Origin of the sequence: Sorangium sp. So ce448 (genome assembly GCF_051520915.1) — a bacterium.
In the GTDB taxonomy this organism is placed as follows: Bacteria; Myxococcota_A; Polyangia; order Polyangiales; family Polyangiaceae; genus Sorangium; species Sorangium cellulosum_B.
The window spans coordinates 9,312,367-9,329,012 of record NZ_CP150343.1 but is presented as its reverse complement, the minus strand read 5'-3'; the positions used below and the strand labels follow the sequence as shown (position 1 = coordinate 9,329,012).

The following is a 16,646-nucleotide window of genomic DNA, read 5'->3' as shown; positions in this document are numbered from 1 at the left end:
TGGATCGCCGCGGCGCATTCCGCAGGTCCGGCGCGCCGCCGCGCCGGCTCGCGCGCGCCCGCGCATTTCTTCCGGTTCTTCCGGGCGATTCCCCGTGCTAGAGCCGCGAAATGCGAGCGAACCGAGCGATCTGGCTTGTGGTCCTGGGCGCCCTTGCGGCGGGGTGCGGGTCGGCGAAGACCGAGATGTCGGTGGCGGCGAGCGCGGCGCCGCCGCCTCCTCCTCCTCCCGTGGCCGTCCAGCCGGCGGCGCCTGCCGAGGCGGTCATCGAGGGGGATCGCATCAAGATCGCCCGGCCCATCTTCTACGACCTCGACAAGGACGAGATCCGGCCGGAGTCGTTCTCGGTCCTCGACGCGGTGGCGAACATCCTGCGGACGCACCCGGAGATCACCGCGCTCACGGTCGAGGGCCACACGGACAACCAGGGCAGCGTGGATCACAACATCAAGCTGTCCGAGCGCCGCGCGAACGCCGTCGTCCGCTACCTCGTCCAGCGCGGCGTCGCGACGCCGATGACGGCGCCGGGGTATGGCGCCGGCGCGCCGCTCTGCTTCACGAACGACGAGGGCTGCCGCGCCGTGAACCGGCGGGTGGAGTTCCGCATCAAGTCGAAGTGACCGGCTGGCGACCGATCGAGGCCGCCCGCCCGTCGCTCCAGGTCTGACACGCCCCTCCTCGCGCCTGTACCCGAGCCACCCGGGCGTCGGAACAACAGGCCAGGTTAACACAGACCCTCATTCGAAATCGACTGATTTCGTCGACGTCAGCGCGTGCCCCGCATCGTGCGGGGCAGCGGTCGCGAGGTTTGTTGTCCGGGTTGCCGGCTGCCGGGCTGCCGGGTTGCCTCGCACTGCCCCGCTGGTTGTTGGTCACGTGGGTCACTCCCCCGCGCCGCGCTGCCCATCGCATCGCCGTGCGCCGCGCGAGCGCGAGCGCGAGGATGCCTGTCCGTCTGTGCGCCTGTGGGACAAGCGACTCCCAAAGATGATTGTGTTGCAAATTTGTATTGAACGGCGCCTCTCGATCGTACTTAATACATCACGGGAATCCGCGCGCTGAGTGCGACGCGCCAGTTCGGGCAACTCACTGCATTGCAAGGTGGATCATGGCGAGCGTTCGTCGTCGTGTGCTGGAGATCGCTTGTCTCGTCCTTCCGGGGCTCGTGTGGCTTTCGCCGCGCACCGCGGCTGCGCATCACGCCGACCACCTCAGGTGGGCGGAGAGCCTCGTGGACAACATCAGCGCTGAGAACAACGAATACAACTCGAGCCCCAGCTTCATCAGCTGGGCTGGTGTGGCCGGCGCGCGGCGCTACGCGAACCGGACGCAGTGCGCCACCTTCCTGACGGAGCTGCTCAAGCGGGGCTACGGCTTCACCGAAGCGTCGCTCAACGACTGGCTGGGCAGCCGGAGCCCGAGCGCGGCCGCCTACTACGACGCCATCGTCGAGGAGAACGGATTCGAGAGGATCCACGACCCCAAGGACGCGCGCGCCGCCGACATCATCGCCATCCGCTACCCCGCTGGCGAGTCGTCGACCGGGCACGTCGCGATCCTCCGCCGGGCGCCCAGGGCGAAGCTCCCCGTCACACCCCTCGTCGCGGGCACATTCCAGTTCGAGGTGAGCATCGTCGACTCGACGAGCACGCACCACGGCTCGTCCGACTCCAGGTACGCCTCGAGCGGCCGGGGGGCCTCCGGCGCCGGCTACGGGACGATGCGGCTCTACATGAACACCTCGGAAACCATCGTCGGACACACCTGGAGCACGGCCGCCGTCACGGCCTATTACCCCACGACGGCGCGCCAGGTGGTGATTGGCAGGCTGGTGTTCGAGGACGACGATCGGTCGGACGACGACGACTCCGACGACCGGTGGTAGCGAGTGGCTGACGGCCACTTCCGCGTGCCCAGGGCTCGTCCCTGACGGTTGCCCCTCGCTCGGCTGCACGCTGAAGACGGCGTCCGCCCCCCGGGCTGCGGCCTCGATGAGGAGAGCGGCGCACCCGCCGCCGCTCGCCCGAGCCGCGTGACTGCATGGATCCAGGCCTCGGTTTACGTTCGACCTGCCGGTTGGTAGAGTCCTCTCCAGGAGGGCCGTATGCGCGGGCCGAGCGAGACGGGAAGTGCCGACGGTGGCCGTCGTGGGGTGCTGGGAGCGGTCGCCACGACCGCAGCGGCCGTGGCGGTCGGGGCAGCCGGCTGCCCGTCGCCTGCGGCGCCTGCGGCCGGCGAGGCGCCTGCGGCCGGCGGGGTGCCCGCGCGCACGCTCGGGCGGACCGGCGCGCAGGTGGAGCCGGTGTCGCTCGGGGGCGAGGGGATCCTCCGGACGACCGGCCGTCACCGCGAGGCGGTGCCCGTGATCCTGGAGGCCCTGCGCCTCGGGGTCAGGTATTGCGACACCGCGCCTGCATACCAGCAGAGCCAGGACTACTACGGTGAAGCCTTCCGCGCCGCCGGCCCGAAGGCGCGCGAGCAGGTCTTCCTCGCCTCCAAGACGCACGCGCGCGATCGCGACGGCGCGCTGCGGCTGCTCGACGACAGTCTGCGTCGGCTCGGGACAGACCACCTCGATTCATGGCAGCTGCACGATCTGCGGGAGATCGAGGAGCTCGACGCCATCTTCGGCAAGCGGGGCGCCATCGAGGCCGTGGAGCAGGCCAGGGCCGACGGCCGCGTGCGCCACGTCGGGATCACCGGCCACCACGACCCGCGGATCCTCCTGGAGGCGATGCGGCGTTATCCTGTGGATACCGTGCTCTGCGCGGTCAACCCCGCAGATCCGGCGCGGCTCCCGTTCCTGACGACCGTGGTCGAGGAGGCACGGCGGCGCGGCGTCGGCGTCATCGGCATGAAGATCATGGCCGCGGGCCGCCTGCTCCAGGATCGCGCCGCGAGCGCGAGCGAGCTCATCCACTACGCGGCGAGCCACGCCGACACGGTGATCATCGGCTGCTCGTCGATCGACGAGGTGCGCGAGAACCTGGGTGCGCGGTCCCTCTCCTTCCCGATGCCGCCCGCCGAGCGCGCCGCGCTGGAGGCGCGCGTCGCGCCGCGCGCCGGCCGTTACGACACGTTCAAGGTAGGTTGAAGCGGCGGATACGCGGCTCCGTGAGCGAGGCGCGCCCCCAGGCCCGGTTGACAAGCGGAGGTGCCGGGGTCTAGAGTGGCGGCCCTCTGAGCTCGCTCGGAGGCCCCAGGCCTGACAAATAACGGCTTATCCGACCCGGGGCAGCGCTGCCTCCGGGTTTTTTTCTGTCGCTATCCACGGAGACCGCGCGTCCATGAGCAATCAGTACGGCCACTTCGACGACGAGAGCCGCGAGTACGTCATCACCCGGCCCGACACGCCGCTGCCCTGGCTCAACTACCTGGGCTCGGACGAGATGTTCGGCCTCTGCACCAACACGGCGGGCGGCTACACGTTCTGGAAGGACGCCAAGCTGCGCCGGCTCACGCGCTACCGGTACAACAACGTGCCCATGGACCTCGGCGGGCGCTACCTGTACGTGAACGACGGTGGGGTCGTGTGGAACCCCATGTGGAAGCCCCTCAAGACGGCCCTCGATCGCTACGAGTGCCGCCACGGCCTGGGCTACACGAAGATCACGGGCGAGAAGAACGGCGTCGAGGTGGAGGTGCTCTACTTCATCGTTCCCGGCGAGAACGTGGAGATCTGGCGCACCCGGGTCACCAACAAGAGCGGCGCGAAGAAGGACATCCAGCTCTTCTCCTATCAGGAGTTCTGCTTCTTCGAGGCGCTCAACGACATGACGAACTACCAGCGCACCTACTCCATCGGCGAGGTGGAGATCGAGGGGAGCGCGATCTACCACAAGACCGAGTTCCGCGAGCGCCGCTCCCATTACACGCTCTTCGCCTGCACGCGCGCCATCGACGGCTTCGACACGAGCCGTGACGCCTTCTGCGGCAGCGTCCACCACGGCCTCCACGAGGCCCAGGTGCCGGCCAAGGGGAAGGCCACGAACTCCAAGGCGTTCGGCTGGAACCCGATCGGCAGCCACCAGGTGAGCCTCTCGCTCGAGCCCGGCGCGAGCGAGACGCTGAGCTTCGTGCTCTCGTACGTGGACCACGGGGATCTGCCCAAGTTCAAGGCGCCCTTCGTCCTGAACAAGCAGAAGGGCAAGGAGATCCTCGCCAAGTACTCGGCGCCCGGCGTCGTGGACGGCGCGTTCGCCCAGCTGAAGGCGGACTGGGCCGGGATCCTGTCGAACTTCCAGGCCGACTGCCCGGACGAGCACGCGACACGCATGCTCAACACCTGGAATCAGTACCAGTGCATGGCGACCTTCAACCTCTCTCGGTCGGCCAGCATGTACGAGACCGGCATCGGCCGAGGCATGGGCTTCCGCGACTCGAACCAGGATCTCCTGGGCTTCGTGCACCTCGTCCCCGAGCGCGCCCGCCAGCGCATCCTCGACATCGCGGCCACCCAGCTCAGCGACGGCACCTGCTACCACCAGTACCAGCCGCTGACGAAGAAGGGGAACGCCGACATCGGCGGCGACTTCTACGACGATCACCTGTGGCTGATCCTCTCCACGTGCGCGTACATCAAGGAGACCGGCGACAAGGGCATCCTCAAGGAGGCGGTGGGCTACGCCGACAAGGCGGGCTCCAAGGAGGACCTGCTCCACCACCTGGAGACGTCCATCGCCTACACGATGAAGAAGCGGGGCCCGCACGGCCTGCCGCTGATCGGCCACGCGGACTGGAACGACTGCCTCAACCTGAACTGTTTCAGCACCGAGCCCAACGAGAGCTTCCAGACCGCGGGTGACGTGAAGGACTCGAAGGCCGAGTCCGTGATGATCGCCGGCCTCTTCCTCTATGCCAGCCGCGAGATGGCCGCCCTGTACGACTGGATGGGCCAGAAGTCCGACGCGGCGCGCATGCGCGATCAGTACGCGGAGATGCTGGCCGTTGTCGAGAAGGAGGCCTGGGACGGCGAGTGGTACCGCCGCGCCTACGACGCCGAGAGCCGGCCTGTCGGGAGCAAGGACAACGAGGAGGGGAAGATCTTCATCGAGAGCCAGGGCTGGTGCGTCCTGGGCGGCGCCGGCGCGGACAACGGCCGCGCCAAGCAGGCGATGGAGAGCGTGCACAAGCACCTCTACACGAAGAACGGCATCGTTCTGCAGCAGCCCGCGTACTCGACCTATCACCTCGAGCTCGGCGAGGTCACCTCGTATCCGCCGGGCGTGAAGGAGAACGCAGGCATCTTCTGCCACAACAACACATGGATCCACCTCGGCTGGTGTCTCCTGGGCGAAGGGGAGCGCGCGCTGGAGTACTATCTCTCCATCTGCCCCTCGGCCAAGGAGAGCCAGATCGAGACCTATCGCGCCGAGCCCTACGTCTATGCGCAGATGATCGCCGGCAAGGACGCCCCGGTCTTCGGTGAGGCCAAGAATGCCTGGCTCACCGGCACCGCGGCCTGGACGTTCGTGTCCGTCAGCCAGGGTATCCTCGGCGTGCAGCCCCAGTACGACGGCCTGAAGCTGGATCCCTGCGTGCCCAAGGCGTGGAAGAGCTTCTCCATCTCCCGCCGCTTCCGCGGCGCCACCTACGAGATCAGCGTCAAGAACTCGGGGGTGTGCAAGGGCGTGAAGAAGCTGACCGTGGACGGCAAGACCGTCGCGGGGAACGTGATTCCCCTGTCGCCGGCCGGCTCGACGGTGCGCGTCGAGATCGAGATGGGCTGAAGGCCCTCTGTCGGAGCGCGCCGCGCGATGGCGGCGGCGCGCTCCGCGTGCGCTCGCCCTGTCCGCGCAACTCCGCGCAACTCCACGTGACGCGCGCGCCGAGCCCGCGGCGGCGAGCGCGCGTGCGGCTCACTCGGCCTGAGCAGGGCCGACCCACCTCCCGTTCAGCATCACCCGCTTCACGCGGCGCATCGCCCGGATGTCCGCGAGCGGGTCGCCTTCGATCAGGACGAGGTCGGCGAGCTTGCCCGGCTCGACGCTGCCGAGCCGGTCGTCGGCGCGGAAGTACCTGGCGTTCTCCAGCGTGCCAGCGACGAGGACCTCCATGGGCGAGAGGCCGCTCTCGACGAGCAGCTCCATCTCGTGCTGGTAGGCCCACCCTCGCTCGGCGCCCGGCGCCTTGCCGTGGGAGCCGACGACCACCCGCACCCCGGCGCGGCGCGCCGCGAGGGTGAGCTTCATCATGTTCTCGAAGCCGCGCACCTGGGTCTCCGTCGCGCCCGCGTCGCCGGCGCGGCGCTCGAAGATGGCGAGCGTCGGGGTGAGGAAGGTGCCCCGCGCCGCGAGCAGCCCGAGCAGCGCTCGGGTCCGCGGCGCGCCGAGGGAGATGCCGCGAAAGACCTCGAAGCGCCCCGGAAAACGCGCGTCGTTGTCGGCGATCACCGACTGGCGGTAGCGCTCCGCCTCGCGCGGCGGCACGAGGGCCGTGCCGAGCGACGTGATGTGCTCGATGCCGTCGAGCCCGGCGCGGACCGCGGCCGCGGCGTCCACGGTCTCGAGGTGCGCGACGGCGATCACCCCGCGCGCGTGCGCGGCCTTGGCGACCTCCTCGACGAGCCCGAGGGGCAGGCGGAAATAGACCTTGATCGCCGACGCCCCGCGCTCGACCAGCTGATCGACGGCCCAGCGCGCCTCGGCCGCGTCGCGCACAAGCATCGCGCTCTCCGGATAGGCCGGATACAGCCCGTCGAGCAGCGGCCCCGCCAGGAAGAGCCGCGGCGTCGGACCGAGCTTGCGCGCGGCGTCATACGCCTCGATCCAGTTCCCCGGCTCGCGCAGCGAGGTGACGCCGCGCTGCAGGACGACGCCGGGCAGCCCGTCATCGCCGTCGAGGTGGAAGTGCGCGTCGATGAGGCCGGGCAGCACCGAGAGCCCCGCGCCCGGGACGACCTCCGCGCCGGCCGGGACGTCGGTGGCGCCGCGGGCGCCCGCGGCGACGATGCGGTCACCGCGGACCACGACGACGGCGTCGCGCACGGGCGGCCCTCCCCGGCCGTCGATGAGCGTGGCCCCGACGATCGCCGCGCAGTGCGCGGCGTCCGGCCGCGCGACGGCGTTGATCTCCCGTGGGGGCGGGAGCTTCGGCTGCGTTTCCGGCGAGGCCCATTGCACGGGCGTGCTCGCGCAGGCGCACAGGCCCGCGAGCGTCACCGCCAGACACACGCGCAACACGCGCAACACGCGCAGACGAATGCTCATCGTGCCCTCCCCCCGTGACGCGCGACGAGCCCCGCGCGCGCCGTCGCTGCGCGGCGCGCGTGGGGCCGTATCGCTGGCGCCCGTCGCGCGCGATCGCAGCGCGAGGCCGGGCTCCGCGATCGCGCGCGACGCAGGCGCCGCGGCTCTGATCATAGCAGATCCGTGCTCCAGGGCCGCTGTCACGAGCGCTTTCCAACTTCCACCTTCAAGTCGTCAAAGGCGCGCGCTCCCGGCGGCGTCCGCCGCCATCTCCAGATTCGCGCGAGGCATCGAGATCGCGCAGCGCCGCGGGCAGCGCGCGGCGCGGGCGGCGGCGATCCCGGCGACGGCGCGGCGTTCCGTGGAGCACAAGGAGGCTCGGAACTCGCGACTTGCGGCATTCGCTGCGACGCTCGCCGCGAGCGTGGGCCGCGGGCCCCCGGCCACGGCGATGCGCGCGGTTCGCGACGCGCGATTTCGGTGTGGTTTCGTCCGGGCGTCGGAGTCGGGCGATCCCCGAGCCGCGGGCGCTGGTGGGCTCGTCCTCAACGCTCATGCCATGGTGTTTGGGGTCGCTCGACCGGGCGAGGCGCGGACAGCTGTTTTCGCACGCCGCATGAAAGATAGTTGAGCGTCACAGCCTGGGTGGAGTAGTGTGCCGCCGCCGGCACGCGGGGGTTGTCGCGACCGGCGAGTCCCCTTGGGACTGACAGACGAAGCGACGATCGACGACGGGCGCTCGTTCGAGCGCGCCGGAGGACAACATGCGTAATATTAATCTTGTCAGCATTGGCTCGATGGCTCTCATCCTTGGCGCGACCGCCTTCTCCGCGGGTTGCGGGGACGACACCGAGACGGGCACGGGCGGCGGGACCAGCGCGAGCAGCTCGGCCGGCGAGGGCGGCGGCGGCGGCACGGGCGGCGAGGGCGGCAGCGGCGAGGGCGGCAGCGGCGAGGGCGGTGGCGGTGGCACGGGCGGCAGCGACGCGTGTGTGACCTGCTCGGCGCCCCTCGTGGCCGACGCCGATCCGGCGGACCTCTGCGAGTCCTCGATCCCGAAATACCAGGCAGTTACGGAGTGTATCTGCGAGGCGTGTGGCGCGGCGGACGGCGACCCCTGCTATGTCGCGTGCACAACGGACGAGGCGGCGGACGAGGCGTGCAACGCGTGCGGCACCGAGGCGGCCACCACCGCTGACGGCGCGTGCATCGAACAGGGCACCGCCTGTCTCCAGGACGGCCAGTGATCGCGACGCGCCGAGGTCTCGCGGATCCGTCCGTGCGACCTTCGGCGATTCGTGCTGCGGCCGCAGGGAGGGGCGGGACGCCTGCCTCGCCTGCGGCCGCTGTTTCGCGCTCTCCGCTGTCGCTGTGGGCTCGGTGCGACAGGCGCCTGTCGGTGCGCGGACGATCCCGCGGAGAGACCTAGTCGACCTCGCTCACCGTCACATCGACGTTCATTGTCTCGGCGGCGGCGGTGTAGAGCGTCCCCGCCGTCGGCGTTACGTCCATGTAGTTGCGGCCGTAACCGACCCGCACGTGGTCGAGGCTGGCCAGCACGCCGTTCGTGGGGTCGAACCCCTTCCAGCCGATGTTCGGGATGTAGAGCTGCACCCACGCGTGGGTCGCGTCGGAGCCGGCGCGGCTCGCGCCGACGTTGCCGGTATAGAGGTATCCGCACACGTAGCGCGCCGGAATGCCGAGCAGCCGCGCCATGCAGATGAACAGGTTCGCGAAATCCTGGCAGACCCCGCGCCGGTTCACGAAGACGTCGTACGGGGTGGTCGCGAGGTTCGTCGAGCCCGGCACGTACTGGTAATCGCGGAAGAGCGTCAGGTTGATCGCGAAGAGCGTCTCCATCAGGTCCGCGTCGTTCTTCTCGACGAACGACATGGCGTAATCGAAGAGCGCCTGGCTCTGGGTGTCGGGGAGCTCCGCCGGGCGCACGTACGGCGCGATGATCGCCTGCTCCCAGGGCATCCAGACGAGGGGGAACGCGGGCCGCATCTTCTTCTTCGCGAACGCGAACGGATCGGCGTCGCAGAGCTCCACGATCGAGTCGGCCGAGATCGTGAGCGTGGTATACGGGGCGTTGATCTCGAAGCGTGTGGCCCGGTTCCCGAAGACGTCCTCGAACTCCATGGTGGTCACGCCGGGATCGATCGTGAGCGTGTGCGAGAGCACCCGTTGATCCCAGTCGTGCACCGGGCAGAGATGCAGCTTGTGCACGCTGCGCTCCACCGGGCGATCGTAGGTATATCTCGTCGAATGGACGACGCGGAGCCTGCGAATCGTCGGTGCCATGTCGGGCACCTCGCGCTCACGCCTCGGCGCGCACCGACAGCTCGATCCGCCAGCGCTCGTTCGGCTTCTGCGCCTCCCGGGGGATCGCCTCCAGGAGCAGCGTCCCCACCTCGGTGACCGACGCGCGCAGCTGCACCGGCACCATGTCGCCCTCCCGGCGGCCCTCCGCGGGCAAGGTGACCTCGATCGGCGAGAGCTCCTCGAGCTCTCCGGGCTTCCAGCTCTCGAGCTCGGTCCCGGCCTGGTCATCCCGGCGCACCGACGAGCTGAAGAAGCGGAAGCGCACCGGCTCGCCCACCACCACGCCGAACTCCTGCGGCGGCAGCGTCGCCTCGGTGCCTTCCTCCATGCCGAACGGCGCCAGGCAGAGCGCCGTGATCGGCGGCTCCAGGCCGGGCACCGCGGGGACGGCCCCCTCGATGCCCACGTAGTAGGCCCGCGCCGTCCCGCCGCGGATCCGGAGCCCGCGGCCGCGCCGCGCGAGGCCGTAGGCGGCGGCGCCGCGCGCGACAGCGAGATCCAGGTCGTCGCTCGGGAGCACCCGCGGCCGGGGCGCGCCGTCCTGCTCGAGCCAGGCGCCGAGCGTCGCGACCAGCCGCTCGCGCAGCGCCGCGCTCTTCATGACGCCCCCGTTGAAGAGCACCGCCGTCGGGTGCAGGAGGAGCGGCGCTCGGCCGGGCTCGGCGTTCGCTCCTCCCTGCGGGGCGAAGCCCGGAAGCTTCGACGTCGCGCCGGCCTGTCGCCCCAGGAACGCGGCCAGGTGGCGGGTGATCGCCGGGTCCTGCGCGTACGGGAGGCCGAGCTGCGTCAGGCCGGCGCGCGCGCGGGTCGCGGGGCGCGCGGACGAGGGGACCTCGGGGAAGAACCCGTCGACGAGCGTCCGGGTGATCTCGTCCCGCGTGAGCTCGGTCCGGATCGCCGCCCCGAGCAGCTTCGAGCCGCGGCCGGCGATCGCGATCGGCGCCTCGCTGATCGACGGATCGCCGAGCAGCCGCTCCTTCGCGACGCGCGCGGCGTGGGTGAGCGACGTCATCTGCCAGCGATCGAGCTCCTTGCCCTCGGCGGCGAGCTTCGCCTTCACGACGTGCGCGAGCGCGAGGTCCATGTTGTCGCCGCCGAGCAGGATGTGGTCGCCGACCGCCACGCGGACGAGCTCGAGCGAGCCGTCGCGCGGGACCGCGGCGATCGCGGAGAAGTCGGTGGTCCCGCCGCCGACGTCGATCACGAGCAGCACGTCGCCCGGCTGGAGGTGCTTGCGCCACGCCTCGCCGGCCGCGTCGATCCAGGCGTACACGGCGGCCTGCGGCTCCTCGAGCAGGGTGAGGTCCTCGAACCCCGCGGCGCTCGCGGCCTCGACGGTGAGATCGCGCGCGGCGGCGTCGAACGACGCGGGCACCGTGATCACGATCTCCTGCTTCGCGAGCGCGAGCGCCGGATCGTCCTTCGCGAACAGGTGATCCCACGCCTCGGTGAGGTGCTCGAGGTACCGCCACGACGCCTCGACGGGCGAGATCTTCTCGATGTCCTCGGGCGCGCCGAGCGGGAGCGTCGAGCCGCGCCGGTCGATGCCAGCGTGGCTGAGCCAGCTCTTCGCGCTCGAGATGAGGCGCGCCGGCGCGTCGACGCCGCGCGCGCGGGCGTGCTCGCCGACGGCGAAGCGCCGCTCGGCGTCCCAGGGCAGCGCCTGGGGGCCCTCGCTCTCGTGAGGGATGTACATGAAGGAGGGCAGGAGCGGGCGCGCCTCGAGCGTCCCCTGCGCCACGAGCTGCGGGGCCGCCATCACCTCGGGCGACGGCGTGAGCCGCGCGTCGGCTCCGTCCTCGGGCAGGGGCGCGTAGGCGAGCGCGCAGTGGGTGGTGCCGAGATCGATGCCGATGATGTAGCGCGCGCTCATAGCTCGACCTCCGCGGGGGCGATGATGCTGGCGTCGTGGCCGGCGACCGGGGTCGGCAGCGAGACGTCGTCGGCGCGCCAGCCCCGGTGGCGCAGCACCCCTCTGTAGGGCGCGGTCCCGGACACGTTGCCGATCAGCTTGATCTCGGAGGGGTTGTAGCCGGCCTCGAGCGTCACCTTCTCCCCCTCGTCCTCGCGCCGCACGGGCGCGAGCTTCGCGTGGCTGCGCAGCGCCTTGCGGCAGCCCTCGTGGACCATCCTCGCCGCCACGCCGACGTCCGCGTCGCCGAACGAGGCGATGTCCTGCTCGAGGAAGTCGACGAGCCGCCCCTCGCGCTGGAGCAGCGAGAGCAGCTGGAGCGCCGAGCTCACCGCGGGCGCGGCCTGCGGCGCGGGGGCGGTGACCGGCGCGGGGGCGGGCTCGCTCGCCGCGGCCGCGGCGGCCTCGGGGGCCTCGGGCGCGCCGCCTGCGCGATCTCGCTCGAGCTGTCGCGGCTCAGCGCGCTCGGCCGGCGGCAGGGCGGCGACCGCCTCGCGCGCCTGCCAGGCCCGCTCGGCGAACTGGGGATCGAACAGCACGCGGAAGAAGCAGGCGAAGGCGAACCAGAGCCGCGTGGACCAGGGGAGCGGAGGATCGTGGAGGTCGGCCACGGCGAGAGCCTAACGCCGAGCGTAGGGATCGGCACAGAGACCGGCGCGCGGGGCAGGGGGGCGCCTGCCCCGCGCCGCCGCCCGGGGCGACCCCGGGCCCCTCAGAAGGTCGCCCGGAGGACGGGGACGCGGACCTCGTGCCCCTGCGCCACGCCGAACTTGAACATCTCGTCCTGGGAGTAGAGCGGCTTGAACGAGAGCGCGGGCACGCCGAGCGCGACCCGGCGCGGCGTGATGTCGACGAGGCCCAGCCGGGGCTCTTCCCGGCGGGCTCGCCGGAGGATCTGCGCTGCGTCCGTCGTGAGCTGGACGTTGATCCCCGGCTGCGCGGGCTCCGCGGCCGGCTCGTTGCGGATCGGCTCGCTCTGGTCGGACTCGGGGGGCTTGTACGCGGTGGCGTTCAGGGTGACGACGAGGGTCGGGATGACCAGCGCCATGCCCCCGGCGAGCATGTAGAGCGGCACCTCCGCGGGCGGCTCCGCGGCCTCGACGAAGTAGCCGGCGACGCCGCCGCCCACCGCGCCGAGCCCGCCGAACACGAGGTACGGCCAGGCGCGCTCGACCCCGATCGCCCCCATGGTCAGCATCACGACCTCGCCGCCGAGCAACGCGCCGCCGACGATCCCCTTGCCGTCGACGCTCACCGTGTCTCCCCCGCTCGCCTGCTGAGCGCTCGCGCGCCCGGCGGCGCCGGCGAGCACCGCCGCTGCCACGGACGCTCCTGCCAGACAATGCGCTGCCTTACGATTCAAGCGGTTCATCGGCATCGTGTTTTCCCCGTGTCGACTGTCGCGAAGCCTGCGAGGGCTCGAGCCATGGATCACCACCTGCCTCATCCGAGGCTGGCGTCCGGGCCGGCCGGCTGGCGATCCCGTCTGTCCCGTCGAGCCGTTCTTGATTTGTGAACCGCTGGCGGAGCGAGCGGGTGCTCACGCGCCTGGTCTCTCCTCCAGCGAAGCCGGTGCGCGAGCCTAGCACGGGTCTCCGCGCTTCGAACCGCTGCGTTGCCGGTGCGGAGGATGGGTGGTATGGGTCCACTCGAACCGGGCTGTGGACCGCCGCCACCTGCCGCAGAGAGCGTGGCAGCCTTCAAGGGATCAACGCTATGGGCCGCATCGGACCGCTTGAAATCGCCCTCCTCGTAGGCCTCGCACTGCTCCTCTTCGGCGCGGGGAGGATCGCCGACGTCGGGAAGGGGATCGGCGAGGGCATCCGGAATTTCAAGAAGGGGCTCCGCGACGACGAAGAGGAGGCGGCCAAGCAGCTCCCGGCGAAGCCCGAAGAAAAGCAAGAGGACACGCACAAGCCCGTGTAGCGCCCGCGCTGAAACGCGGTGCTCGGGCCAGCGAGCATCGACGTCGGTCGACGCTCGCTGGGGTGCGTCTATACTCGATCGCCGTATGCCTCACCGACCCCTGGAGCGCGTCGCCAAGGCGCTCGTCGTCTCCGCCGCGTTCCCGCTGGCAGCGTACTTCGTCCTTCAGTTCGGCCCTGGTGGGCTCTGGCGCGGGTTCGAGCCTGCGCTCGCGGTCACCGGGCAGGTGGCCAAGGCGCCGTACGACCTCACGCGTCTCGAGGCCGTCAACGAGACGCTGAAGATGATCCGGGACAAGTACGTCGAGCCGGATCGCGTCAAGCCGAAGGAGATGCTGCTGTCGGCGCTCAACGCCGTCCAGCGCGACGTCGCGCAGGTGATCGTCCTCAACGAGGATCCCAACGAGGTCACCGTCCGCGTCGAGACCAGCGAGAAGAAGTTCCGGATCGACAACATCCAGGGCCCCTGGGACGTCTCCGCGCGCCTCCGCGAGGTCTTCACCTTCCTCCAGAAGAACCTCCGCGGCACGGAGGTCGATCTGCGGGACGTCGAGTACGCCGCGTGCAACGGCATGCTGCACACGCTCGACCCGCACTCGTCGTTCCTGAGCCCCGAGGCGTACAAGGAGATGAACCTCTCCACGTCGGGCGCGTTCGGCGGGCTCGGCGTCGTGATCTCGATCCGCGACCAGATGCTCACCGTCCTGAACCCGATGCCCGACACGCCCGCGGGCAGGGCGGGCCTCAAGCGGCTCGATCGGATCGTGAAGATCAACAACGAGTCGACGCTCAACATGCCGCTCGACGACGCTGTGCGGAGGCTCCGCGGCGATCCCGGCACCCCGGTCACCGTGTGGGTGACCCGCGAGGGCGAGGGCGGGTGGCAGGGGCCGAAGGCCTTCGAGCTCAGCCGCGAGGTGATCAAGGTGAGGTCCGTCGAGTCGCGCGCCCTCGAGGGCGGCGTCGGCTACGTCCGGCTCAAGACGTTCCAGGCGACCTCGACCGCGGAGCTCGACGCCGCGCTCGACGGGCTGCGCAGCAAGGGGCAGCTGAAGGGGCTCGTGCTCGATCTGCGCGGCAACCCGGGCGGCCTGCTCGATCAGGCCGCGCGCATCGCCGACAAGTTCCTCGCCGACGGCGTCATCGTGTCCACGGTCGGCGCCTCCGAGGGCCGCGAGGAGAAGCGCGCCAAGGGGCCAGGCACCGAGCCGCTGTACCCGATCGTGGTGCTCGTGAGCGGCAACAGCGCGAGCGCGAGCGAGATCGTGGCCGGCGCGCTGAAGAACAACGATCGCGCCGTCATCGTGGGCTCGCAGACGTTCGGCAAGGGCAGCGTGCAGCTCGTCTTCCCCGACGTCACGGCCGAGAAGGCGGCCCTCAAGCTCACGATCGCGCAGTACCTGACGCCGGGCGACATCTCCATCCAGGGCGTCGGCGTCACGCCGGACATCGAGCTCGATCCGATGACGGTCGACGAGCTCGAGATGGATCTCACGGTCCAGAAGGACGGGCTCCGGGAGCGCGATCTCTCGGCGCACCTCTCGAACGCGCGCGCGGCGGCCGCGGGTAAGCCGTCCGAGGTCGTCCGCTACCAGCTCACGAGCACCGACCGCGAGCAGATGCGGGAGCGCGGGGGCGACATCGACGAGGACTTCTCCGTCGACTTCCCCATCCGCTTCGCGCGGGAGCTCGCCGCGCGGATGCCGCCCTCCACGCCGAGGCTCCAGCAGCTCCGGGCGATGCACGACTACATCGACCAGGTCGGCAAGGAGGAGCTCGGCAAGGTCGCGGCCGAGCTGACGAAGCTCGGCGTCGACTGGTCCGACGCGCCCGAGGGGGTCACGCCGGCGGCGAAGTCCGAGCTCGAGGTGAAGGTCGAGACCGATCGTCCGAGCGCCGAGGTGACCGCGGGGCAGCCGATGGAGCTCCGGGTCACGGTCAAGAACAACGGAAAGCAGCCGGTCTACCGGCTCCGCGGGACGACGGAGAGCGACAACCCGTACTTCGACAGCAAGGAGCTCATCTTCGGCAAGATCGGCCCTGGCCAGACGAAGAGCGCGAAGGCGCCGCTCGGCTGGTGCGAGGTCGAGGGGCGGAAGGTCGGCTCGACGAAGCCGAGGAAGGCGAACGAGAAGCGCGTCTGCACGATCCCGATGGACGCCCTCTCGCGGAGCGACGGCCTCAAGGTGAAGTTCGAGGTCGCCGCCGCGCCGGAGCCGCCTGCGGTCGAGATCCGGCCCACGGTGCGCGCGCTCGACCGGCCGCTCTTCCAGTACGCCTATCAGATCGCGGACGACCGCGAGGGCAACGGCGACGGGCTCATCCAGAAGGGAGAGCGGGTCAGCATGTACCTGACCGTCAAGAACGTCGGCAAGGGGCCGTCGTACGAGACGCAGGCGAACATCGCGAACCTCTCGGGCGACGGGCTCATGCTGCACGCGGGGCGCTTCGACATCTCGAACATCAAGCCGGGCGACGTGCGCAAGGTGGTCTTCAGCTTCGACGTGGAGCAGCAGCTGTCGGAGCCCGAGGCGACCCTCACGCTCTCGGTCGGCGATCGCGATCTCCGCGAGTTCGCCAGCGAGAAGGTGAAGATCCCGATCTCGCCGCGCATCCAGCTGAGCGGCGGGGGCTCCACCATGAAGGCTGGGGCGGAGGGGGTGACCCTGCTCCCGTCGCCCGAGGCGAGCGCGCGCGGCTTCGGCCGGCTCCCGGCGGGCGCCGTGGTCAAGGTGCTCGGCGAGGCGCCAGGCGGGTTCCTCAAGATCGACCTCGGCGCGGGGCGCTTCGCGTTCGTCGCGGCGCGCGAGGTGGCCTCTGGCGGCGGGCCGGCCCCGGCGGCGGTCGCGTTCGAGGACCTCTACTCGCACGCACCGCCGACGCTGGACATCGCCGCGGCGGCGCTGGCGACGACGGCCGGCACCGTGAAGATCACGGGGACGGCGTCGGACAGCGAGCGGCTGCTCGACACCTTCATCTTCGTCGGGTCGCGGAAGCTCTACTACAAGTCGAACCGCGACGGCGCCGACCCGAAGAAGGCCGAGTTCGCGTTCGAGGCGCCGCTCCGGCCGGGGGTCAACGTGATCACCGTGGTCGCGCGCGAGACGCCCGACACCACGACGCGGCGCACCCTTGTGGTGCGCAAGGACGGGCCCGACGGCTCGATCCTGAAGACCCCGAAGTCCGACAACCCCGTGGACGATTGGATTGCGGACCGCGGCGGCGAGGAGTAGGCCGCTGAGGAATGGACGAAGACGGCGACATGGACGACCGCGGTGACGGGCGTAACGGGCAAAG

The 16,646-nt window shown here is 70.6% G+C and carries 12 protein-coding genes; 7 read left to right on the top strand and 5 right to left on the bottom strand.

The genetic code is table 11. From position 1 onward, the window contains the following. Window positions 1-110: 110 nt before the first annotated feature. The 4 genes from WMF45_RS35395 (at window position 111) to WMF45_RS35380 (ending at window position 5,729) form a co-directional block, all read left to right on the top strand. Window positions 111-620: an OmpA family protein gene (locus WMF45_RS35395; protein ID WP_437709882.1), complete on the top strand. Its 510-nt coding sequence runs from the start codon at window positions 111-113 to the stop codon at window positions 618-620. Window positions 621-1,108: 488 nt separating this feature from the next. Continuing rightward, window positions 1,109-1,885: a hypothetical protein gene (locus tag WMF45_RS35390; RefSeq protein WP_437709880.1), complete on the top strand. Its 777-nt coding sequence runs from the start codon at window positions 1,109-1,111 to the stop codon at window positions 1,883-1,885. A gap of 219 nt (window positions 1,886-2,104) precedes the next feature. Then, window positions 2,105-3,094, top strand: a complete 990-nt coding sequence (locus WMF45_RS35385) for an aldo/keto reductase (protein WP_437709878.1) — start codon at window positions 2,105-2,107, stop codon at window positions 3,092-3,094. A gap of 193 nt (window positions 3,095-3,287) precedes the next feature. Next, complete coding sequence (locus WMF45_RS35380; protein WP_437709876.1) at window positions 3,288-5,729, top strand: GH36-type glycosyl hydrolase domain-containing protein; 2,442 nt, start codon at window positions 3,288-3,290, stop codon at window positions 5,727-5,729. Between the two features lie 129 nt (window positions 5,730-5,858). On the opposite strand, the gene WMF45_RS35375 is transcribed toward WMF45_RS35380, so the two are convergent. Continuing rightward, entirely contained in the window at window positions 5,859-7,208 is a 1,350-nt protein-coding gene (locus tag WMF45_RS35375) for an amidohydrolase family protein (protein WP_437709874.1), read from the bottom strand. A 776-nt stretch (window positions 7,209-7,984) separates the two neighbouring features. Here WMF45_RS35375 and WMF45_RS35370 point away from each other — a divergent pair. Further along, complete coding sequence (locus WMF45_RS35370; protein ID WP_437709872.1) at window positions 7,985-8,434, top strand: hypothetical protein; 450 nt, start codon at window positions 7,985-7,987, stop codon at window positions 8,432-8,434. A gap of 178 nt (window positions 8,435-8,612) precedes the next feature. Here WMF45_RS35370 and WMF45_RS35365 read toward each other — a convergent pair whose 3' ends face one another. From WMF45_RS35365 to WMF45_RS35350, 4 genes are all read right to left on the bottom strand, one after another. Beyond that, window positions 8,613-9,491, bottom strand: a complete 879-nt coding sequence (locus tag WMF45_RS35365) for a transglutaminase family protein (protein ID WP_437709871.1) — start codon at window positions 9,489-9,491, stop codon at window positions 8,613-8,615. A gap of 16 nt (window positions 9,492-9,507) precedes the next feature. Next, window positions 9,508-11,385 (bottom strand): Hsp70 family protein, encoded by a 1,878-nt coding sequence (locus WMF45_RS35360; RefSeq protein WP_437709869.1) that lies wholly within the window; start codon window positions 11,383-11,385, stop codon window positions 9,508-9,510. Next, a complete protein-coding gene (locus WMF45_RS35355) occupies window positions 11,382-12,035 on the bottom strand; it encodes a DUF2760 domain-containing protein (protein WP_437709867.1) in 654 nt (217 codons plus the stop codon). The genes WMF45_RS35360 and WMF45_RS35355 overlap by 4 nt, the downstream gene beginning before the upstream one ends. A 101-nt stretch (window positions 12,036-12,136) precedes the next feature. Next, window positions 12,137-12,748: a hypothetical protein gene (locus WMF45_RS35350; protein WP_437709865.1), complete on the bottom strand. Its 612-nt coding sequence runs from the start codon at window positions 12,746-12,748 to the stop codon at window positions 12,137-12,139. Window positions 12,749-13,140: 392 nt separating this feature from the next. On the opposite strand from WMF45_RS35350, the gene WMF45_RS35345 reads away from it, so the two are divergent. Beyond that, window positions 13,141-13,350, top strand: coding sequence for a twin-arginine translocase TatA/TatE family subunit (locus WMF45_RS35345; protein WP_437524059.1), 210 nt, complete (start codon window positions 13,141-13,143; stop codon window positions 13,348-13,350). A gap of 85 nt (window positions 13,351-13,435) precedes the next feature. Next, window positions 13,436-16,582, top strand: coding sequence for an MXAN_5808 family serine peptidase (locus WMF45_RS35340; protein WP_437709863.1), 3,147 nt, complete (start codon window positions 13,436-13,438; stop codon window positions 16,580-16,582). Window positions 16,583-16,646: the final 64 nt, after the last annotated feature.